The sequence below is a fragment of the Thiofaba sp. EF100 genome, from assembly GCF_039822285.1.
In the GTDB taxonomy this organism is placed as follows: domain Bacteria; phylum Pseudomonadota; class Gammaproteobacteria; order Halothiobacillales; family Halothiobacillaceae; genus Thiofaba.
In genome coordinates this window covers 778,462-800,956 of record NZ_JBAJEY010000001.1, presented here as the reverse complement: position 1 = coordinate 800,956, position 22,495 = coordinate 778,462, and the positions used below count along the sequence as shown (strand labels likewise).

Annotated in this window: 14 protein-coding genes and 1 tRNA gene; all 15 read right to left on the bottom strand. The window is 65.8% G+C overall.

What is annotated here, in order from left to right; genetic code table 11:
* Positions 1-2: 2 nt before the first annotated feature.
* Positions 3-3,299 (bottom strand): EAL domain-containing protein, encoded by a 3,297-nt coding sequence (locus V6D91_RS03995; protein ID WP_347317944.1) that lies wholly within the window; start codon positions 3,297-3,299, stop codon positions 3-5.
* Positions 3,296-4,246 (bottom strand): phosphate/phosphite/phosphonate ABC transporter substrate-binding protein, encoded by a 951-nt coding sequence (locus V6D91_RS03990; RefSeq protein WP_347317942.1) that lies wholly within the window; start codon positions 4,244-4,246, stop codon positions 3,296-3,298. Before V6D91_RS03990 ends, V6D91_RS03995 begins: the two co-directional genes overlap by 4 nt.
* A gap of 55 nt (positions 4,247-4,301) precedes the next feature.
* Positions 4,302-4,377: transfer RNA gene (locus V6D91_RS03985), tRNA-Ile, on the bottom strand.
* Positions 4,378-4,418: 41 nt separating this feature from the next.
* The gene (gene rpoD / locus V6D91_RS03980; RefSeq protein WP_347317940.1) at positions 4,419-6,227 is read right to left on the bottom strand and encodes an RNA polymerase sigma factor RpoD; all 1,809 of its coding nucleotides are present in this window, start codon (positions 6,225-6,227) and stop codon (positions 4,419-4,421) included.
* Positions 6,228-6,284: 57 nt separating this feature from the next.
* Entirely contained in the window at positions 6,285-8,036 is a 1,752-nt protein-coding gene (gene dnaG, locus V6D91_RS03975) for a DNA primase (protein WP_347317938.1), read from the bottom strand.
* A gap of 102 nt (positions 8,037-8,138) precedes the next feature.
* Complete coding sequence (gene gltB / locus V6D91_RS03970; RefSeq protein ID WP_347317936.1) at positions 8,139-12,602, bottom strand: glutamate synthase large subunit; 4,464 nt, start codon at positions 12,600-12,602, stop codon at positions 8,139-8,141.
* 154 nt (positions 12,603-12,756) lie between these two features.
* On the bottom strand, positions 12,757-14,094 hold the full coding sequence (locus V6D91_RS03965; protein ID WP_347317935.1) for an SPOR domain-containing protein: 1,338 nt from the start codon (positions 14,092-14,094) through the stop codon (positions 12,757-12,759).
* Positions 14,094-15,188: a 3-dehydroquinate synthase gene (gene aroB / locus V6D91_RS03960; RefSeq protein WP_347317933.1), complete on the bottom strand. Its 1,095-nt coding sequence runs from the start codon at positions 15,186-15,188 to the stop codon at positions 14,094-14,096. The genes V6D91_RS03965 and aroB overlap by 1 nt, the downstream gene beginning before the upstream one ends.
* A gap of 90 nt (positions 15,189-15,278) precedes the next feature.
* Positions 15,279-15,800: a shikimate kinase AroK gene (gene aroK / locus V6D91_RS03955; RefSeq protein ID WP_347317932.1), complete on the bottom strand. Its 522-nt coding sequence runs from the start codon at positions 15,798-15,800 to the stop codon at positions 15,279-15,281.
* A gap of 90 nt (positions 15,801-15,890) precedes the next feature.
* Positions 15,891-17,216, bottom strand: a complete 1,326-nt coding sequence (locus V6D91_RS03950) for an Ig-like domain-containing protein (protein ID WP_347317931.1) — start codon at positions 17,214-17,216, stop codon at positions 15,891-15,893.
* An 18-nt stretch (positions 17,217-17,234) separates the two neighbouring features.
* Positions 17,235-19,406 carry a type IV pilus secretin PilQ gene (locus tag V6D91_RS03945; protein ID WP_347317929.1) on the bottom strand — a complete coding sequence of 724 codons (2,172 nt, stop codon included), beginning with the start codon at positions 19,404-19,406 and terminating at the stop codon, positions 17,235-17,237.
* Complete coding sequence (locus tag V6D91_RS03940) at positions 19,403-19,942, bottom strand: pilus assembly protein PilP (RefSeq protein WP_347317927.1); 540 nt, start codon at positions 19,940-19,942, stop codon at positions 19,403-19,405. Before V6D91_RS03940 ends, V6D91_RS03945 begins: the two co-directional genes overlap by 4 nt.
* Positions 19,939-20,574, bottom strand: coding sequence for a type 4a pilus biogenesis protein PilO (pilO, locus tag V6D91_RS03935; protein WP_347317925.1), 636 nt, complete (start codon positions 20,572-20,574; stop codon positions 19,939-19,941). Before pilO ends, V6D91_RS03940 begins: the two co-directional genes overlap by 4 nt.
* The gene (locus V6D91_RS03930) at positions 20,571-21,191 is read right to left on the bottom strand and encodes a PilN domain-containing protein (protein ID WP_347317924.1); all 621 of its coding nucleotides are present in this window, start codon (positions 21,189-21,191) and stop codon (positions 20,571-20,573) included. Before V6D91_RS03930 ends, pilO begins: the two co-directional genes overlap by 4 nt.
* Complete coding sequence (locus tag V6D91_RS03925; RefSeq protein WP_347317923.1) at positions 21,191-22,252, bottom strand: pilus assembly protein PilM; 1,062 nt, start codon at positions 22,250-22,252, stop codon at positions 21,191-21,193. The genes V6D91_RS03930 and V6D91_RS03925 overlap by 1 nt, the downstream gene beginning before the upstream one ends.
* Positions 22,253-22,495 lie beyond the last annotated feature (243 nt).

Below are 22,495 nucleotides of genomic sequence, written 5' to 3'. Positions count from 1 at the left end.
GGTCAGGTGGAGGGCATTATAGCCGGAGGGGCGGGCGTGGTCGGGCTCGCCCCATCGCCGAGGAAGTCGTCCAGCGGTCGGGGTGGGCTGACGCCGTAGCCCTGGGCGAAGTCCACCCCCATGCCGCGCAGGATCTGCTCGGTGGCCGCGTTCTCGACGAATTCGGCGATGGTCTTCAGGCCCAGGGTGCGGCCGACCTGATGGATGGCCTGGACGAAGCTGCGGTCGTGGGTGTCGCTCTCGATGTCGCGCACGAACACCCCGTCGATCTTGAGGAAGTCCACCGGCAGGACCTTGAGGTAGGCGAAGGAGGACAGCCCCGAACCGAAGTCGTCGAGCGCGAAGGTGCAGCCGAGGGCCTTCATGCGCTGGATGAAGGCGAGCGCCTGGTGCATGTTGCTGATGATCGCGGTCTCGGTGATCTCGAAGCAGATCAGGCCGGGCGGGAAGGCGTAGCGGCGGACCTCATCTTCGACGAAGGTGAGCATGCCCTCATCGGTCAGCGAGTTGCCGGAGAGGTTGATGCCGACATGGCGAAGGTTCCTGCCGGCGGGCGTATCCAGGGCCTGGTGCAGACGCTCGAGGGTGGTGCTGACCACCCAGCGGTCGATCGCCTGCATGAGGTTGTAGCGCTCTGCGGCGCTGATGAACAGGCCGGGGGCGATGAGCTGGCCGTGGCGGTCGAGCATGCGCACCAGAACCTCCAGGTGCAGGCCGTCGTCCAGGCGCGGTCGCTCCAGGGACTTAAGTGGCTGGGCGTAGAGGACGAAGCGGGATTCACGTACGGCGAGCTGGATCTGCGAGGCCATCCCGAGTTGCTCGACCTGGCGTGACATGGTCTCGTCCGCCGCCTCATACACGTGGATGCGATTGCGCCCGCGCTCCTTGGCCGCATAGCAGGCGATGTCGGCGGCGCGCAGGATCTCCTCGGCGGCCCCCCACTGCGGGTCGATGGTGACGATGCCGATGCTCACGCCCACGTTGAAGACCCGGTCCTGCCAGTAGAAGCTGAAGTCTTGCACGCTCTCGCGCAGCTGGTTGGCAATGCGCTCGGCGACCTCGGTCGAGCAGTTGGGCAGCAGGGCGGCGAATTCGTCACCGCCGAGGCGGGCAATCATGTCGTCACGGCGTACCCCGCTGCGCAGCAGGTGGGCGATGTTCATCAACAGCTCATCGCCGGCATGATGGCCGCAGGTGTCGTTGACCACCTTGAACTGATCGAGATCCATGTAGAGCAGCGCATGCCGCTCACCGGCCGTCCGGGCGCCTTCCAGCAGGCTCCTGAGCCGCTCGCCGAAGGCCGTGCGGTTGGGCAGGCCGGTGAGCGGGTCGTGGCTTGCCTGCCAGCTCATCTGCTCCATCAGGCGATGGGTTTCGCTGACGTCATGCAGGATTAGCACCAGGCCCTCGGCCCCGCCCGCGCCGAGCATGGGGGCGGCCTTCAGTTCGATCTCGACGAAGGATTCGATCGCCCCGCGGCGGGCGAGGCGGGCGCTGATCTCCTGGCGGCCTTTCTGCATGAGCTGGTGCACGGTGGCACCATCGAGCACATTCGCACTGTCCTCGGTCATGAGCTGGGCCACCTGCTCGAGGGGGCGAGTCTTGGCCTCGTTCAGCGTCCAGCCCGTCAGCTCTTCGGCCACAGGGTTGAGGAATTCGATCCTTCCCTCGGGATCGGTGACGATCACGCCGTCCGCCATCGACATGAGCACGACGCGCAGCCGCTCGCGCTGCTCATCGAGGCTGTGCTCGAGCTCGATCCGCGCGGTGATGTCGCGGTACATCCACAGGTGCCCCTGGAGGACGCCGTCGACCAGGATGGGGGAGTAATCCCGCTCAAGCACCCGCCCGTCGGCCATTTCGACGATGTCGCCGAGGGCCGGCTCATGGCGTGCGATCAGGGTCTCGATGCGCTGGACGAAGCGGGTACCGTCCTTGATCTGGGGCAGGCTGGCGCGCGCGGCCTCGGCGCAGTCCGTGCCCACCAGGGCCTCCGGGGGGGCGGGAATGTGGAACATGTCGCAGAAGGCCTGGTTGGCCAGGGCGATGCGCCGCGACGCGTCCTCCACCAGCACGGCGGAATGCAGATTGGTCAGCAGGCTGGCCAGACGCGAGCGCTCGATGGCCAGCCGGCCCTCGGTCTCTTTGAGTTCGGTGATGTCCGTCAGGGTGCCTACCATGCGCTGAGGCTGGCCTTGCGCGTCGCGCAGGGCACGGCCCCGGCTGAGGATCCAGCGCCAGCCGCCATCCTTGTGGCGCATGCGGTGGATGACCTCGAACGCCGGGGTTCGGCCTGCGAGGTGGTCCTCCACGGCACGCATGGCGCGCTCGGCATCGTCCGGATGGAGGCGCTTCGACCATTCGGCGGTGGTAGTGCCGATCTCGTCCTCGCCGTAACCCAGCATCGCCTTCCAGCGTGGCGAGAAGTAGACCGCATCACGCGTGAGGTCCCAGTCCCACAGGCCGTCGTTGCTGCCCTGCAAGGCCAGCTCCAGCCGCTCGCGCGTCTCCCGCAGGAGCTGCTCATCCGCTTCCAGCCGCTCCAGCATGTGGTTGAGGCCGTGCATCAGATCGCCCAGCTCGTCCTCGCGCCCCACTTCGATGCGCTGGTCCAGTTCGCCCGCGCTGACGCGCAGGAACAGGGCCTTGACGCGGCGCAGGTCGCGGGTGAGGTCGGCCGCGATGAGGAGGGCGAGCAGGGTGCCGAGGAGGATGGCGGCCAGGGTGTACAGCAGGCCGTCGCGGAGGACCTTGCCGAGGGCCGCCTGGGTTCGCTCGGTGTTCATGCCGATGCGGGCCCAACCCAGGATCGTGCCCGTTTTCCCCTGACCGTTCGTGGGGGAACGCTCGGAGACGATGGGGGCGATGCCGTCGATGAGCGTGGGGAGGTTCTGGATCAGTCGCGGTTCGGTCTCGTGGTGGCGCAGCGCGGCAAGGCTGACGGGGTCGCTGACGTAGCGCCCGACCTGCGCCGGGTCGCTGTGGGCGAGGACACGACCCTCGTGATCGAGGATCATGGCGAACTCGATGTCCGGGTCGTTCGCCAGCGGCCGGATCAGCTCGCCAAGGCCCGCAAGGTCGCGGGAGAGTGCCCATTCAAAGCTGGAACGGGCGAGCAGGGCGGTGGTCTTGAGGGCGGCCTGCTCCGTGTTCTTGATCAACAGCTGCTGTTCGCGCAGGCTCAGGTCGAACACGAAGATGGCCATCATCAGCGCGTGAATCAGCGCGATGCTGACGGCCAGCCGGCGGCGCAGCGAGGTGCCGAACAGGCGGCGCAGGGTGAACCTTGGGCGGCTCATCGGGGAAGCCCCCCAAACCGTATTCGATAGCGCTCTAGGAAGGCCCGCACCGGGGCGTAGGTGGCATCGTCCGCAGCCTCGAAACCCTGGATCTCGGCCTGCCGCAGCCGCCGGCGGCCATCCTCACTCTCCGAGAGGGCGAGCAGGGTCGTGCGGATACGGGCGACGAGGGCGGGGTCCACATCGTCCCGTGCCACGAGGCCGATATTCGGCAGCGAAGGCGTTTCCCAGCGCACCTCCAGCTGGCGGGCGAGCTCCGGATGTTCCTTCTGGAAGGCGCGCCAGGGGGGCGGCCAGGTCGATCCGGCATCGGCCAGGCCGTGAACCACGGCAAGGATGCTGGATTCCTGCGAGCCGACGGCGATGACCTTCAGCTCCTGGCTGACGTCAATCCCCTGCGTCATCAGGTAATCCAGCGGCATCATACAAGCGGCCAGGGCCGTACGGGCGGGGCAGCTGAGGGTCTTGCCGCGCAGATCCTCGACCTCCCTCGGCGCGTCCGGCTCCCGGCGGACCAGGATCAGGCCATGGAAATCCTCATCCCCCTTGACCTTGGCGAAGATCCGGTAGCCGTGCTGGGTGGCGGTCACGGTCTGATAGGGATTGGGCAGGGCGAGCTCAAGCTCGCGCTGTTCCAGCTTGCGTTCAAACTCGGTGTAATCGCGCGAGGCCTCGAGCCGGATCTCCACCTCGGGGATGGCCTGGTTCAGGGCGTCGACGATGGGGCCGTAGGTCTCCAGAAGCTTGGCCGGGTTGTGCAGCGGGTGCACCCCGAGCACGAGCACCGGAACCAGCGGCTTGGGTGGGGTGGCGCTGTAGGTGGGCAGGACCGGGGCGGGGCTCTCACTGCCGCAGGCGGCCAGGAGCAGGGGCAGGACAAGGCACAGCAGCCTCCTGCGGCCCAGGAGGGCGGTCTGATTTCGGCTGGAGGAAGAGGCTGAGCGCATGTGGGGCTTTATACCCCGGCTCCGGGGTCTTGTCTGCACAGCCACGAGAAGAACATGGTGGGCCCAGCAGGATTCGAACCTGCAACCAAGGGATTATGAGTCCCCTGCACTGACCGTTGTGCTATAGGCCCTTTGAGGAAAGGCCCGGGGAGACCGGGCCTTGAAGGATAGATCAGTGCTCGGCTTCGAGGAAGCTTCGCAGCAGCTCGGAGCGCGAGGGGTGGCGCAGCTTGCGCAGGGCCTTGGCCTCGATCTGGCGGATGCGCTCGCGGGTGACGTCGAACTGTTTGCCGACCTCCTCAAGGGTGTGGTCGGTGTTCATGTCGATGCCAAAGCGCATGCGCAGGACCTTGGCCTCGCGCGGGGTGAGGCTGGCCATCACTTCGCGCACGGCCTCGGCGAGGCCGGCATTGGTGGCGGCATCCAGCGGCGAGATGACGCTGGTGTCCTCGATGAAGTCGCCCAGATGCGAGTCCTCGTCGTCGCCGATCGGGGTCTCCATGGAGATGGGCTCCTTGGCGATCTTCAGCACCTTGCGCACCTTGTCCTCCGGCATGGCCATGCGCTCGGCCAGTTCTTCCGGCGTCGGGTCGCGCCCCATCTCCTGCAGCATCTGGCGGGAGATGCGGTTGAGCTTGTTGATGGTCTCGATCATGTGCACCGGGATGCGGATGGTGCGGGCCTGGTCCGCGATGGAGCGGGTGATGGCCTGACGGATCCACCAGGTGGCGTAGGTCGAGAACTTGTAGCCGCGGCGGTATTCGAATTTGTCCACCGCCTTCATCAGGCCGATGTTGCCCTCCTGGATCAGGTCGAGGAACTGCAGGCCGCGGTTGGTGTATTTCTTGGCAATCGAGATGACGAGGCGCAGGTTAGCCTCGACCATTTCCTTCTTCGCCTTGCGCGCGCGGGCCTCGCCCATCGACATGCGGCGGTTGATGTCCTTGAGCTGGCGCACGCTGAGGGCATTGTCGCGTTCGATGTGGGCAATGCGCTTCTGCAGGCGCTCCACTTCGCTGCGGTAAGCCTGGAGGCGTTCGCCGAACTTCTTGTCGCTGATGTGCTCGTCCAGCCACTCGGCGCGAGATTCATTGCCGGGGAAGGTCTCGATGAAGCGCTCGCGTGGCATACCGCCCTTGTTGACGCACAAATCGAGGATCTGGCGCTCGATCTGGCGCACGCGGTTGAGAGTTTCGCGCAGGTTGTTGACCAGGCGGTCGGAGAGTTGCGGATTGAGCTTGAGTTCGAGCAGGCGGGCCTCCAGCTCGGGGAGGACCTCCTCACCGGACAGGCGGCGGGCATGCAGGTCGCGCAGGATGGCCATGTGCGCGCGCACGGCCTCGGGATCGAGGGCGGTGTCGGCAACCTCGTCGGCGTCGTCGGTGGCGGTGTCCTCCTCCTCGTCCTCGTCGACGGCTGCGGCATCGACGGCGTCGTCGGCGACGGCCGCTTCTTCCGGCAGTTCCTCGGCCTGGGCGAAGCCGACGACGATGTCGGCCAGGCGCATCTCGCCCGCATCGAAGCGTTCGAAGTCGGCCAGCAGCTCGGAGATGGCCGGCGGATGGGCGGCGAGGGCAGTGAGCATGTCGCGCAGGCCGCTCTCGATGCGCTTGGCGATCTCGATCTCACCCTCGCGGGTTAAAAGTTCGACGGTGCCCATCTCGCGCATGTACATGCGCACGGGGTCCGTGGTGCGGCCCACGCCGTCGTCGACCGAGGAAGCCAGCGCGGCGACAGCCTCTTCCGCGGCGTCCTCGTCGGCAGCCACGGCATTGTCGGACAGGGTCAGCTCGTCGGCGTCGGGCGCCACCTCGAAGACCTGGATGCCCATGTCGTTGATCATGCCGATGATGTCTTCCATCTGATCGGCTTCGACCATGCCTTCCGGCAGGGCGTCGTTGATCTCGGCGTAGGTCAGGTAACCCTGCTCTTTGCCACGGACGATGAGTTCTTTAATGCTGGACTGCGGATCTTCGAACATGGCCGAATACGAGCCTCGGGTCAAATCAAACAAAAAATTATAGCAACAAAGAGTGAATTATTCACGGCTGGATTGGAGTGTTGTCAGCCGCAAAAGTTCCTGTCGCTCAAGGGGTTGCAGCTCGGCAAACGGCCGTTCGGTCAGCTGCCGCAGGCGCGCCCGGTTGTGGGTGGCGGCGATGTGCTCGAGCATGTCGAGCCACATGCGCTCGCGGACCTCGATATCCTCGCTCTCCCGCGGCGGTGGCAGCCGGCTGATCGCCTCTAAGACCCGAGCGTGGGGGCTGGCACGGAAGTGTTCAAGGGTCACGCCCATGGGGGTGGGGCGGCTGCGCAGGTGGTCGATGAGCAGCGCCAAGAGCGGAAGGCCAGGGACGGGGGATTGTGCCCAGGCCGGATCCGGTGCCCTGCGGGCGGCCAGCTCGGGATAGTGCAGCAAGAGGACGATGGCCTTGCGCAGGGCCGTGGCCCGGCCGGGTTCGGCGGGCCTGACGGGGCGCTCGTGGGCCTGAGGGCGGGGGGCGAGCCGCTCCTTCGAGGGCAGCAGCCGGTCGATACTCACCCCGACGCGTGCGGCCAGCTTGTCGAGCACGAGATCCTTGAGCACCCCGGCGGGCATCCCCTGGATCAGCGGCAGGGCGAGGGTCTTGAGCCTTGCCCGGGCGGCTGGGGTGCCGTCGTCCTCCGCCTGGCGGGCCAGTTCCTCCAGCAGGAAGGCATCGAAGCCGAGAGCCTCGTGCCCGATGCGGGCGCGGAAGGCCTCGGCGCCCTCCTGCCGCACCAGGCTGTCCGGGTCCTCGCCCTCGGGCAGAAACAGGAAGCGCGCATCGAGCCCGTCGCGCAACTGGGGCAGGGTGGCCTCCAGCGCGCGCCAGGCGGCGCGGCGGCCGGCCTCATCGCCATCGAAGCAGAACACCACCTGCGCAGTGTGGCGGAACATCAGGTCGACCTGCTCGCGGGTGACGGCGGTGCCGAGCGTGGCGATGGCCTCGCGCAGGCCGTGCTGGGCGAGCATGACCACGTCCATGTAGCCCTCGACCACCAGCAGGCGGTCGGGACGGCCGAGGGCCTTGCGCGCCTCGAACAGGCCGTACAGCTCGTGTCCCTTGTGGAAGAGAGGGGTCTCCGGCGAGTTGAGATACTTGGGCTTCTCATCGCCCAGCACCCGCCCGCCAAAGGCGATGACGCGGCCGCGCCGGTCGCGGATGGGGAACATGACCCGTTCGCGGAAGCGGTCGTACAGGCGGCCGTGCTCCCCCTCGCTCAACATGCCCGCCTGCTTGAGCCGGTCGATCCCCTGCCGATCCAGCCGCAGTGCGCGCTCCAGGGTGTCGAAGCCCGGCGGGGCGTAGCCAAGTCCGAAAGTGGCCGCGGTCTCGCCACTCACCCCGCGGCGCTTGAGGTAGTCGATGGCGCGTGGGGTGCGCTTGAGCTCGGCCTGGTAGAAGCGGGCGCAATCCTCCAAGATGGCGAGCAGCGGGGCATGGGGATGGGCCTGCGGCGTCTCTCCGCCCTCCCGGGGGACCGTGAGGCCCAGCTGCCCGGCCAGGGTCTCGACCGCCTCGACGAAGTCGAGCCGCTCGAAGGCCATCAGGAAACCGAGCACGGTCCCGTGCGCCCCGCAGCCGAAGCAGTGGTAGAACTGCTTGTCCGGGCTGACGAAGAACGAAGGCGATTTCTCGTGATGGAACGGGCAGCAGGCCGCATATTCGCGCCCCTTCTTCTTCAGCGGCACACGGCTGCCGATGACCTCGACGATGTCGGCGCGGGCGACCAGGTCGTCGATGAAGCTTTGCGGGATGCGGGACATGCTGCGTGGAGGGGGAGCGAGAAGAAATCAGTGTAGTCCACAGGTGGAAAAAACAAGGCCCCGCATTGCAGGGCCTTGTCGGGTTTCAGCGTGTGGGCCGGGTCAGGCGGCCGAGGCCAGGGTGTCCAGCAGCTGGGACAGCTCCGCGGCCTTGGGCTTGATCAGCCAGAACTTGCCGATCCACTCCTCGAAGCGGGCAAGGATATCGCGCGCCCTCGGACTGCCGGTCTCCGCCAGATGCTGCTCGAGGATGCCGCGCAGGTGCTGGCGGTGGGCCTCCATCTGCGCCGGGACGAGGCGGTGGATGTCGATCAGTTCGTGGTTGTAGCGGTCGACGAAGTTGTTGTCCTCGTCCAGCACGTAGGCGAAGCCACCGGTCATGCCCGCGCCGAAGTTCACCCCGGTGCGGCCGAGGATGGTGACGATGCCGCCGGTCATGTATTCGCAGCCGTGGTCGCCGCAGCCCTCGATCACCGCGAAGGCCCCGGAGTTGCGCACCGCGAAGCGCTCGCCCGCGGTGCCAGCAGCGAACAGCTTGCCGCCGGTGGCGCCGTAGAGGCAGGTGTTGCCGATGATCGGGGTCTCATGGCTCGGCAGGCTGGTGCCCTTGGGCTGGAACAGGACCAGCTTGCCGCCGGCCATGCCCTTGCCAACGTAGTCGTTGGCGTCGCCCTCGAGGATCATGTTCAGGCCGCCCGCATTCCACACGCCGAAGCTCTGGCCGACGGTGCCGGTGAGCCTGATCGTGATGGGGGCCGCTTCCATGCCGAGGTTGCCGTGGCGCTTGGCGATCTCGCCGGAGATGCGCGCACCGATGGAGCGATCGGTGTTGCGGACTTCGAAGCTGAATTCGCCGCCCGACTTGGTCTCGATGGCGGGCAGCACGGTCTGCACCATGCGCTCGGCCAACAGCCCCTTGTCGTACGGGTCGTTGTGCTGCACGGCGCAGCACAGCGGCTTGGTGTCACGCAGGCCCATGTCGGAGAGGATCGGCGACAGGTCGAGCTTCTGCTGCTTGGGCGTCGTGCCGGGCAGGATCTCGAGCAGGTCGGTACGGCCGATCAGGTCCTCCATGCGGCGCAGGCCGAGGTGAGCCAGGTACTCGCGTACCTCCATGGCGATGAATTTGAAGTAGTTCATCACCTTCTCGACATCACCCTTGTAGTGCTGCATGCGCAGCACCTTGTTCTGGGTGGCGACGCCGGTGGCGCAGTTGTTCAGGTGGCAGATGCGCAGGAACTTGCAGCCCATGGCGATCATCGGACCGGTGCCGAAGCCGAAGCTCTCGGCGCCGAGGATGGCGGCCTTGATCACGTCCAGGCCGGTCTTCATGCCGCCGTCGGCCTGCAGACGCACCTTGTCGCGCAGGTCGTTGGCGCGCAGGGTCTGATGCGCCTCGGACAGCCCCAGCTCGAACGGGCTGCCGGCGTACTTCACCGAGGTCAGCGGCGAGGCGCCGGTACCGCCGTCGTAGCCGGAGATGGTGATCAGGTCGGCATAGGCCTTGGCCACGCCGGCGGCGATGGTGCCGACGCCCGGTTCGGCCACGAGCTTGACGGAGATCAGGGCCTCGGGGTTGACCTGCTTGAGGTCGAAGATCAGCTGGGCGAGGTCCTCGATCGAGTAGATGTCGTGGTGCGGCGGCGGGGAGATCAGGGCGACGCCGGGGCGCGCGTAGCGCAGCTTGGCAATCATTTCGTTGACCTTGTCGCCCGGCAGCTGACCGCCCTCACCGGGCTTGGCGCCCTGGGCGATCTTGATCTGCAGCACCTCGGCATTGACCAGGTAGTGCGGGGTGACGCCGAAGCGGCCGGAGGCGATCTGCTTGATCTTCGACATCTTCACGGTGCCGTAGCGCGCCGGATCCTCGCCGCCCTCACCGGAGTTGGAGCGCGCGCCCAGGCGGTTCATCGCCTCGGCCAGGGTCTCGTGCGCCTCGGGGGAGAGGGCACCCAGCGACATGCCGGCGGAGTCGAAGCGCTTGACGATCTGCTCGATCGGCTCGACCTCGTCCAGGGCGATCGGCGTGGTGCCGGAACGCAGCTTGAACATGTCACGCAGGGTGGCGATCGGGCGCTCGTCCACGTGTTTGGCGTATTGCTTCCAGATGCTGTAGTCGCCGCTGTTGACCGCCTTTTGCAGGGTCTGAACCACGTCCGGATTGTAGGCGTGGTATTCGCCGCCCCAGACGAACTTGAGCAGGCCGCCCTGACGCGGCAGCTTGCGCGGGTTCCAGGCCTCGCGGGCCAGGGTGGCCTGGTCGGCCTGCAGCTCCTCGAAACCGGCGCCCTTCAGGCGGCTGGTGGTGTCCTTGAAGCACAGTTCGACCACCTCGTCGGCCAGGCCGATGATCTCGAACAGCTGCGAGCCACGGTAGCTGGCGATGGTGGAGATGCCCATCTTGGAGAGGATCTTCATCAGGCCCTTGTCGATGCCCTTGACGAAGTTCGCGGCCATCTTGGCGGAGGTCATGCCCTCCTTCATCTCGCCCACGCGCTGCATGCCCGCAATGCTCTCGAAGGCGAGGTACGGATAGACGGCGGTGGCGCCGTAGCCGATCAGGCAGGCGAAGTGGTGCGGGTCGCGTGCGGTGCCGGTCTCGACCACGATGTTGGCGTCGCAGCGCAGGCCCTCGGCGATCAGGCGGTGGTGGACCGCGCCGGTGGCGAGCAGGGCGTGGACCGGCAGCTTGCCGCGGGCAATGCTGCGGTCGGAGAGCACGATCACGACCTTGCCGGCCTTCACCGCGGTGACGGCCTCATCGCAGATGGTGCGGATGGCCTGCTCGAGCGGCAGGTTCTCATCGCGGTTGAGTTCGATCACGCTGTGGGCATAGGCCGCATCGTCCACCGCCAGCAGGGCCTTGAACTTGCCCTCGGTCAGGACGGGGGACTCCAGCAGTAGGCGGTGGGCGTGCTCGGGGGTCTCCTCGAACAGGTTGCGCTCGGCGCCGATGCAGGTCTCCAGCGACATGACGATCGTCTCGCGCAGCGGGTCGATCGGCGGGTTGGTGACCTGGGCGAACTGCTGACGGAAGTAGTCGTAGGGCGAGCGCTCGATCTGCGAGAGGACCGCCATGGGGGTGTCGTCGCCCATGGAGCCGACCGCCTCCTGGCCGGCCTCGGCCAGCACGCGCAGGATCTGGTCGCGCTCCTCGAAGGTGACCTGGAACATCTTCTCGTAGACGGCGAGTTGGTCGTCGCCCAGCGGGGCGGCGGCCAGCAGGTCGGCCTCGAGTCCGGACTCCAGGCGGCGGGCGTGCTGCTTGAGCCACTGGCCGTAAGGCTTACGGCCCTTGAGCATGGCATCCACGTCTTCGGGCATCAGCAGGGTGCCGGTGGCGGTGTCCACGGCCACGATCTGGCCCGGCTTGACCCGGCCCTTGCGCACCACGTCCTCGGGCGCGTAGTCCCATACGCCGATCTCGGAGGCGAGGGTGATATGGCGGTCTTTGGTGATGACCCAGCGCGCCGGGCGCAGGCCGTTGCGGTCCATGCCGCAGGCGACGAAGCGGCCGTCGGTCATCACCATGCCGGCCGGGCCGTCCCACGGCTCCATGTGCATGGAGTGGTATTCGTAGAACGCACGCAGCTCCGGATCCATGTGCTCGATGTTCTGCCAGGCCGGCGGCACGATCAGGCGCATGGCACGCAGCATTTCGATGCCGCCGGCGATCATGGCCTCGAGCATGTTGTCCATGCTCATCGAGTCCGAGCCGGTCTCGGTGACCAGCGGGCGCACGTCCTCCATGTTCGGGATCAGCGGCGTCTCGAACTTGAAGGCGCGCGCGCGGGCCCAGTTGCGGTTGCCGCGGATGGTGTTGATCTCGCCGTTATGCGCCAGGTGACGGAACGGCTGGGCCAGGCGCCACTCGGGGAAGGTGTTGGTGGAGAAGCGCTGGTGGAACACGCACTGAGAGGAGGCCAGGCGCGGATCCTGCAGGTCGAGGTAGAAGCGCGGCAGGTCCTCCGGCATCATCAGGCCCTTGTAGGACAGCACCTGGCTGGACAGGGTCGGGATGTAGAAGGTGGCGTCGTCGGCCAGCTGCTTCTCGGTACGGCGGCGGGCGATGTAGAGCTTGGTGTCGAACAGGCGCGCGTCCATGCCGGCCGGGGCGTTGACGTAGGCGTGTTCGATGACCGGCAGCTTCTCCAGAGCCTGGCGGCCGAGCTGGGTGGGGTCGGTCGGCAGTACGCGCCAGCCGAGGAAGTCCAGCCCCTCCGCGCGGATCTCGCGCTCCAGCGTCTCGCGCGCCCGGGCGGCGAGGGCCTTGTCCTGGCTGAGGAACACGACGCCCACGGCATACAGTTCGCCGAGCGCATAGCCCAGCCTGGCGGCTTCCGCGCGCATGAAGGCATCGGGCTTCTTCAGCAGGATGCCGCAGCCGTCACCCGACTTGCCGTCGGCGGAAATGCCCCCGCGGTGCGTCATGCGCGCGAGCGACTCGATGGCGGTCTCCACCAGCCAGTGGCTGGGTTGGTCGTCCATCTGGGCGATCAGGCCGAAACCGCAGTTGTCGCGTTCGAATTCGGGGGAGTAGAGGCCGGAGGCAGGCAGGGTGTTCATTGCAGGGTGTGTCCAACTCTCGCTTGGCAGGGGAAGATCGGCGCCCGGCGGGGGCGGTCGATGTCCTTGCCCGGGTTGTCAAGGGCAAAATGGTCGGACATTTTAGACGCCGGAGCCGCCCGGGACAAGGCAGGACGCCCCGGGCGGCTGGCCGTTACGGCTGCATGATCTTGCGGATATCGTCGATCCTGCGGGGGAAGGGCTTGCCCGCCCGCGCCTTCTCGGGCAGCTTCGCGGCGGCCTGGCTGGCCGCGTCGCGGCTGGGGTAGAGGCCGCAGGTGAGGGTGTGCAGGGTCTGCCCGTCGCGCAACTGGCGGAAGCTATGGCAGTCTTTCAGTCCGTTCTGCTTGATGAAACGATCCACTTCCGCCTCCGACTTGAGGCTGACCACCTGCAGGACGTACTGATCAGCCTTCTGCTGGGCATACCAGTTGGTTGCCTTTTTCGCCGGCTGGGCGCTCGGTTTGGGCGCGGCTAAGCTCGGCTTCGGCTCCGCTGCGGGCATGGCTGCCGGAGCACTGGGTTTCGGCTCCGCCATAGCGACGGGCGCACTGGGCTTCACCTCTGCCGGAGGGGGGGCGGGCAGCACGGGGGCAGGGGGGGGCGGCGGGCTTGCGGGTGAATCGGTCAGCTGGTGGCCGATGGGTGCGGGGGCGGCGGGCACGGCCGGTTCGCCAGTGACGGCCCCGGGCGTCGGTGCCGGAAGGGGCGCAACGGGCAGGCTCGCGACCGTTTCGCTCTTGAGCGGGACGCTGACCTGCTGGTCTTTCGCCACTTCGGGCTCGCCAGGCCGCATCAGCAGGGCGATGGCTACGGCAAGGGCGAGGGAGGCGGCGACACCACCGATGAGCAAGGCGCGCCCGGGGAGGGTGGGGGCCTCGCCGCCGCGCGGCGCGGGGCGCTCGAAGGCGGGAGGCGCATCGCCCGGGACGCTGTTCGCCATGTCGGCAAAGGCCTCGGCGGGAGGCGGGGTGAGATGGAGTGCGTAGACCTGGCCGCCTGTCTCCAGACTCTGCATGTGCTGGAGCTGGCCGGCCAGATTGGATCCGCCGAGCAGCGCCAGCCGTACCCGGCCACCCGTCTGGTCATCGAGGCGTTGCATGAAGCCGATGAGTTCATCGAGGGCCTGGGAGGGCAGGCGCTCGACATCCTCGATGATGGCTACGGCCCGGCGAGGCTCGGGCAGCCGTTCGGGGAGCCGCTGTTCGATGGCCTGCATGGCCGATTCGCCGAGATTGAGTTCGATCCCCCATGCCTTGGCGAGGTCGGTGGCCACGTCTTCTGCATTCAAGGCAAGGTCGGGGTGGACCCGCGCGATGAGCAGGCCTGCCCCGCCTTCCTTGATGAGCAGGTCGGTGAAGGTGTGGAGCTCGTCCGTGGCCGGGCTCATGATGGCGAACAGGCGGTCACTGAACTTGAGCAGGTGGACGATCAGTTCGACCCGCTCATGCAGCGGATGGGGGGTGTCCATGGGGGCATCGGTCGTGTTCATCAGCGGGGCTCCGCGGAGGAGGTGAATTCATCGAGACAGGTGATCAGGTTGGCAGGCGAGAAGTCGCCGGTCACCCTCGCCTTGCCGATGTGCTCCAGCAGGACCAGGCGCAGCTTGCCATCCAGCACCTTCTTGTCGATGCCCATCAGGTGCTGGAACTGCTCGCGGGTCATGCCCTGCGGGGCGTGAGTGGGTAACCCGGCGCGTTCGATGATGGCGCGGGTGCGGGCCACATCCGCCGCGCTGATCCAGCCCTCCAGCTCGGACAGGCGCGCGGCCATGCACATGCCCGCGCCCACCGCCTCGCCGTGCAGCCAGTTGCCATAGCCGGTGGCGGTCTCGATGGCGTGGCCGAAGGTGTGGCCGAGGTTGAGGATGGCGCGCAGGCCGCTTTCGCGCTCGTCCTGGCCGACGACTTCGGCCTTGATCTCGCATGAGCGGCGGATGGCGTAGGCGAGAGCCTCAGGATCGCGCGCGCGCAGGCGCTCGATGTTCGCCTCGATCCAGGTGAGGAAAGGCTCGTCATAGATCAGGCCGTACTTGATGACCTCGGCCAGCCCTGCGGAAAGTTCACGGTCGGGCAGGGTGTTGAGCGTGTCGGTGTCCGCAATCACCGCAAGCGGCTGCCAGAAGGCGCCGATCATGTTCTTGCCGCCGGGGTGGTTGATGCCGGTCTTGCCGCCGACCGAGGAGTCCACCTGGGCCAGCAGGGTGGTGGGGATCTGGATGAAATGCACCCCGCGCTGGTAGCTCGCGGCGGCGAAGCCGGTGATGTCGCCGATCACCCCGCCGCCGAGGGCGATGAGCGTCGTGTTGCGGTCGAAGCGCCCCAGCACCAGCGCATCCCAGATCGTCGTAAGGCTCTCGATCGACTTGTAGGCCTCGCCATCGGGCAGCACCACCGTCTCGACCCGCAGTCCCTCCAGCGCCTGATCCAGCCGGGAGCGGTAGAGCGGGGCGACGGTGGTGTTGGTCACCACCAGCGCGCTCTTGCCGGGAATGTGCCGGCGCAGCAGTTCGGGTTGGCCGAGCAGTCCCTGGCCGATGTAGATGGGGTAACTGCGCTCGCCGAGGTCAACGTTCAGGGTGTGCATGACGGGTTCGGATGAGAAAGGTGGAGAGATTGTAACAAGGTCCGCGCGTAAGCCGCCCCCGTGGGAACGGAAGGCGGCTCTGAAGCCAGGTCAGGAGCGCCCGTCCAGTCTCAGTCCGCGGATAATGCGCTGCACCACGGTCTTTGGCGCGAGGCCGTCGGTTTCCACCACGAGATGCGCGGTCTCGCGGTAGAGCGGCTCGCGGATCTTCATCAACTCTTCCAACTTCCCGCGCCGGTCCGGTGTTTGCAGTAGCGGGCGGTTGCGGTCGTGGGCTGTGCGCTCCATCTGGTGGTCGACGGATGCATGGAGGTAGACCACCTTGCCACGCGAGCGCAGCACCTCGCGGTTCTCGGGTGCAAGTATCGCCCCGCCGCCGGTGGCTAGCACGATGCCAGCCTCTCGGGTCAGATCATCGATCACGGCGCGCTCGCGGGCACGGAAACCGGCCTCGCCCTCCAGTTCGAAGATGAGCGGAATGCTTGCGCCAGTGCGCTCCTCGATCACCTTGTCGCTGTCGATGAACGTCAGCCCCAAGGTACGCGCCAGGAGTCGCCCGGAAGTGGATTTGCCGGCTCCCATGGGGCCGACGAGGAAGATGCTTGGTGTCATGCGCGCTTTATGCCAACGGTAGGGCCATAAAGCAATAAGCCCCGCGCAGTGCGGGGCTTATGCTTAGAGCGTGCCCTAGCAGGGAAGGGCTTACGATTCGGTCACTTGAACCGTTGCAGTCGTGATACGTCCTCCTGGCGTCGTCACCTTGACCGTAACAGTGCCACTCCCGCTTGAGCCCGTTCCTTTGATGGTGAAACTGTGGCTTGATGCATCCCGACTCGGGGTGTTGGGGACCGTGTAAGAGGAGTCGCCCTCAATGGTGCCGTAGGTCGTGGAAACCTCGATCTTGGTTCCCGCAGGCATGACTTGATCTGTAGTTTGTCCACGGGCAGTGACGGTGAAGGTCGCCGCTACGCCTGTAATCGTGATGGCTTTGGGGTCGACGGTTATGGCCGCGAAGCTCTCGGCCATGACGATGATGCCCCGATCAAAGATGTTCACTGCACGATTCGTGGAGCAGCGGGTGCTGTCATCACACAGCCAGCCATTGAACTTCCCGTCCCCGTGATCCCATGTGCCATTCCGGTTGAAGTCGACAAAGTACTCCCCGGAATTCCAGATGCCATCCTCGTTGTCGTCGCGGAAGGCCTCGCCCAGATCCTGCGAAGTGAGGTCGAATCTGTCGGCAGGGCCGAACCGGCCATCACCATCGACTTCGGTGTAGCTCTCCTCACCCAAGGCATAGGCCAGCAGGGTTACGCGACCATCCGCAGGACGGGGGCTTTGCGAGGTCCACTTGACCGAGCACGCTCCGCTAAGCGTCGTGCAACTGCCCACAATGCTGCCACCCTCGGTGGTGAACACCACCTGGGTGCCGTCGGGCGCGGGGTTGTTGTAGCGATCCGCAAGGCGGGCGGTGACGTCGACCTGCACGCCATCCACGTTGTAAGCCTCGGGGTTGAAGGTGCTGAGGGACAGCGAGAAGCTGTCTTGATCAGGTACCCCCGTGGTGATGACCAGTTGCGAGGATTGTGTCGAATATTTGGTTCCGGCAACCGTGGCGATGACCCGCACCGGGGTGTTGACTGAGCCGGAAATCACCGAGACAGATACCGTGCCATCCGCCCCTGTTGTGCCGGAGTTGGCGCTGAGGTGGGTGCCCCCAACCTCGGTACTCAATGCGAATTCGACGTTCTGATTCGGGACGGGCGTGCCCTGCGCATCCACGACCCTGAAGGTGATCTTGCTGGTCTGGCTCAATCCAGCCTGACCGACGCCCTCCATGGTCAGGGTTGCCGGTTCGGCGCTGACGAACTCAATCGCCGCGGCTGCGCCCGCGATAACGGTTCCCGGTGCCGTTGACGGCGGCGCCTCGAAAAGGCCGCCTCCACCGCCCCCTCCGCAGGCCGAGAGCATGGCCAGTGGGGTGGCGAGAGTCAGGGTCAGGAGGGTTTGGCGTGTCCGCGTCCGCATGGCTTGAGAGTCCTTAACTTAGTTGTTCGAAGTGACCATGACGCCGTTTTCGACGATGCGCGGCGTAACGAAAATGATCAGCTCGAATTTATTGTTCTTGGTGCCGTTGGTCTTGAAGAGATTGCCCAGGATCGGCAGGTCGCCCAAGAACGGAATCTTCTGGATCTGGTCGGCGCTGCTGATCTCGTAGATGCCGCCGAGGACGACGGTTTCTCCATTCTTCACCTGGACCTTGGTTTCGACCTCGCGCTTGTCGATCGGCGGGACGCCGTTGACGGAGCGGGTCCAGTCGGGCTCGTCCTTCTGCACCTTGATCTCCATGATCACGTTGTTGTTGGGCGTGATCTGGGGGGTGACGTCGGTGGCGAGGACGGCTTCCTTGAAGGCGATGTTGGTGGCGCCGCTGGAGGTTTGTTGCAGGTAGGGGATTTCCTTGCCCTGCTTGATCACGGCCTTCTGTCCGTTGGCGGTGATGACGCGTGGGCTGGAGACGATCTCGCCCTTGCCCTCGACCTGGAGGGCCTGCAGTTCGAGGTCCACCAAAACGTTGGAACCAAGCACGGCCAACCCCAGGCCGCCGGTAACGGGTTTGCTGGTGAAATTGCCTGCGGGCATGTTGACGTTGAAACGATTGTCCAGCGCGGGCACTCCGGGAGCATTCCCACTGGCATAGTTGTTGACCATGCCAGTGGTGCCGGTGGCGTTGCCGCTGAGGAAGACCGGGTCGCCGCTGCCGTTGAAGGCCCCGGTGACGCCCCATTTGAGCCCCAGCTCACGCGAGAAGTCGTCGGTGGCAATGACAATGCGCGATTCGATCAGCACCTGCTTGATCGGGGTGTCGAGCTTTTTCACCAGGTCGCGGATCTTGTCCAGGCTCTCCGGTGTGTCGTTGATCAGCAGGGTGTTGGTGCGCTCATCCACGGTGAGGGTGCCGCGCGGGGAGAGGAAGCCGAGCGGGCGGGCGGCAGCCGTGGTGCCGGTGGGGACGGGGGCGGGCATGGGCGCGCCGGTCGCACCTGCGGGGCGGTAGTAGGGGTTGAGCAGGCGGGCGATGTCCGCGGCCTTGGCGTAATTGACCTGCATGAACTCGGAGACCAGTGGGGTGAGGTCCTCGGTCTGCTTGCGGGCCTCCATCTCGGCCTTCTCGCGTGCGGCGATCTCAGCGGTGGGGGCGACGAAGATGACGTTGCCGTTCTTGCGCTGGGAGAGGCCCTTGGTGGTGAGGATCAGGTCCATGGCCTGATCCCAGGGCACGTTCTCCAGCCTCAGGCTCATGCGGCCCTGGACGCTGTCGCTGACGACGATGTTGTTGCCGGTGAAGTCGGCCAAGAGTTGCAGGAGGGGCCGGATCTCGATGTCCTGGAACTTGAGGGTGAGACGCTCGCCCTTGTATTCCTTCGGCCCCAGGCCCGCGGCGGTCGCGGGCTGCTCCTTGGGCAGCGGGCGGACTTCGACGGTGAGCTGGTTGTCGGCCTGGTAGGCCAGTTTGTCGAAGGGGGCGCTGGTGTCAATGACCAGGCGCGAGCCGGTGCCTTGCGGCTGCACGCTGACCTTGCTCACCGGGGTGGCGAAATCGGCCACGTCGTATTGCTGCGCGGTGAGGCGGGTTTGCGGCAGGTCGACGATGAGGCGGCGCCCTTCCGCCTTCATGGTCATCGGTACGTTGGGGCGGGCGAGGTTGACGATCAGGCGCCCCTCGCCTTGGCTGCCGCGGCGAAAGTCCACTTCGGCGGTATCGATCGTATCTGCCTGGGGCTGTGGGCTGGCGGCTTCCATGTTTGCCGGGCGGTGGTCAGGACGAAGGGTGAGTATGATCGCCTGGCCTTCCGTCTTCACGTCATAGGCGGTATACCCCTTCAGGCTGATGACCGCGCGGGTACGCCCCCCCGCTTCGGCGAACCGGACATCGTTCACTGCGCCGCTTTCAATGGCCTGGAAACGCTTGTCCAGGCCGAGTTTGGTGTCCTGGAAGTCGAGCGCGATGCGGGCCGGCTGCTCAATGCTGAAATGCGTGGGGGCCGCCTTCGGAGGCTCCGCCATGGTGAACCGGATTTGCATGCTGCCGTCGGGGGTGTTGACGACATTCATGTCCTGGATGACGTTCTCCGCCCAGGCGGCGTTCAGGCCTAGCCCCAGGGCGAGGGCCATGGTGCGTGCCAGAGGATGCTGGTAAAGAGTGGGCTTTTTCATGGCTGGTTACCCTGGGTTCCTTCTCTCATGGCGATGGATGCGGGGCGTTCGATCCACCCCCCTGCGCCATCGGGAATGATTTCGGTCAGATCGACCCGGTCTTCTTGAATGCTGGTGATGCGGCCGTAATTCTGGCCGGCGTAGTTGCCGACCGCGACCTGATGGATCGTGCCATCGCTGGAGCGGATGAGCGCGAGGGTGCGCTTGTTCTTCTCGATGACGCCCATCATGGAGAGTCCGTCCAGCGGGTAGAGCTCCAGCGGCTCCTTGCGGCGCTCGGTGTCCGGACGTAGGCCGTTGCCCTTTTCGTCCTGGGCCGCCTGCGGGGCGGTGAACGGATCGCGCAGGTCGAAGGCGGTATAGGTGAACGGCTCGTAGGTCTTGATCTCTGGCATGGGCTCGATGGGCCGGGCCGGGCGCTGCTTGACCTCGGCAACGAACTGCTGCAGGTCGTCCGTGCCCTGCGTGCAGCCGGTGTTCAGCAAAACGATGGCGAGGCCAAAGGCCAGAGGGAAAAGGGAGGAGCGCCGCGTCATGACTTGCCCTTCGCTTTGGGTTTTTTGGGATCCGGCTTGGGCATCTCGCTCTCCTCAAGGTAGCGGTATGTCTTGGCGGTGATCTCCATGTTCAGCTCGTTGCCACCCTTGGGGTCGCCCAGCGAGGCGGTGAAATTGTGCAGGGTGACGATGCGCGGCAGGGCTGCGGTGTCGCTGGCGAACTTGGCCAGTTGGTGGAACCCGCCCTGCAGGCGCAGCGTGTAGGGCAGCTCGGCGTAGAAGTCGTGGATGATCTCCTGGCCGGGCTGGATCTGCTGATTCTTCAATCCATTGGCGAGCGAGGTCTGGGCCACGTCGACGATGAGGTTCTCCGCCTCCTTCTTGTTGGGCAGCTGGCGCAACAGGTTGCCGAAGGTCTTTTCCATGTCGGCCAGCTGGGCCTTGTAGGCGTTGAGGTTGGCGGCCTGCTGCTGCTTGAATTCGACCTGCTGCTTAAGCTCGGGCTCCTTGGCGCGGATCATGTCGCGCTGCTCGATCAGGTCGCGGATGTCGAGCTGGTAGCCGGCAGCAAGGGTAGCGGCCACGATCATGCCGATCAGCGTCAGGCGGACAGCCAGCGGTGCGCGGCCGATGTTTTGCAGGTCGATGTCACGAAGGTCCTGGAGGTTCATGGCTTCCTGGCCTCCTCGCCGTTGGCGCCGCCCGCGGCGGCGGGCGGGCTGAACTGGGCCGTGATGTTGAAGGCGTACTCGCCCTTGACGCCCGGGGCGGGTTTGGCGCCGGTTTTGGCGGCATCCTGGGCGAGGATGCCGGTGCCGACGATGGAGGCGTTGCTCAGCCATTGGGTGCGGTTGAGGTTGCGCAGGTAGTCGGCCACCCGTGCGGCGGTATCGCTGATGCCGTTGATCTCGAGCTGCTGGTCGTTCTTCAGTGCGACCTTGGTCAGGATGATGCCCTCCGGGACGGTGCGCGCAATCTCGTCGAAGGCGTGCACCACGTAGGAGCGGGTCTGCTGCAGGCGTTCGATCACCTCCATGCGGGCCACCAGGTTGGCGCGGGTTTCCTTCAGTGCCTTGATCTCCGCGATCTGTCGGTCGAGGTCGGCGATGGTTTGGGTCAGGAAGGCGTTACGCTGTTCCTGGTTGTCAATCTGGCCCTGCACGACCACATGGCCAAGGACGACCGTGCCGAGGGTCAGGGCGAAGGCCAGCCCCGCGTGTTTGACGAAGGTGCGTTGGCGCTGCTTGCGCAGGTTTTCGCGCCATGGGAGTAGGTTGATGCGTGGCATTAGTCGAAACCCCTCAGGGCCAGGCCACAGGCGATCAGCATGGCTGTGGCGTCCTCGTTGACGACGCGGTTGGAGACCCGCGGTGCGCGGCTCATGCCAATGAACGGGTTGGCGGTCGAGGTTTCGATCCCCGTGCTGTGGGCGACACGCTCGTTCAGTTCCGGAATGGCGGCGACGCCCCCGCCCAGCAGAAGCCGCATGACATGGATATTCGGATGGGCGGCGTAGAAGAATTGCAGGAACCGATTGAGCTGCTGGGTGGTCAGTTCGATGAACGGCTCAAGGACCTCCCCCACATAGCTCTCCGGCAACCCGCCCTGGCGCTTGGCGCGGCTGGCTTCGGCGTGAGTCATCTGGTAGCGGCGCATGATTTCGTCCGTGTGCTGGCGACCGCCGAAGGGATGCTCCCGGGTGTAGATCATTTTGCCCTGATGGAACACGGAGAGGCTCGTGACCGTGGAGCCGATGTCGAACAGGGCGACAGCCATCTCGGGCGTGATGTCCGAAAGCTTCGGGGCCAGCAGTTCGAAATAGGCGTTTTCCAGCGCGAAGGGCTCGATGTCGACGATCTCCACCTGCAGTCCGCCCAGTTCGGCGGCCGCAACCCGGGATTCGAGATTCTCGGAACGGGTGGCGGCGAGGAGGACATCGATGGTGCCAGGGTTGCCGGGGGTGGGGCCGAGGACTTCGAAGTCGAGGTTGATCTCCTCCAACGGGAAGGGGACGTGCTGGTCGGCCTCCATGCGGACCTGCACTTCCAGTTCCATTTCGCTCAGGCCGGCAGGTAGGGTGACCACCTTGGATACGGCGATGGAACCGGGAACCGCGATCGCGGCGCGCTTGGACCGGGTGCCAGAGTCCTTGACCGCCTTGCGGATCGCGGTGCCAACGGCTTCCGGGTCCATGATGGCTTTGTCCTGGATGGCGCGCTCGGGCAGGGGCTCGATGGCCAGGGCCTCGACGCGGTAGGCATCGCGGGTTCGGCTGAGCTCGATCAGCTTGACCGCGGTCGAACTGATATCCAGCCCGAGCAAGGGTTGTTTTTGGCTTCGGCGAAACACGGCGGCTTTCCTCTATCGCACCCTTTTGCGTTATTGTGGCCTGCGGCTTGATCAAGGTCGCAAAGGATGCGCGAGCCTTGATTCAAACGATCTATCCATCTGCCCCGAAGTCATGCGCGCCGGATGGCCCGGATACTTATGAACCTTCTAAAGCTTCTTTTCAAGTCCATTTTCTATCTCGTTGTTCTTGTGGCATTCCTTGCGCTTGGTGCGTGGGGTGTTGCGTACCATGTTTATAGTGAG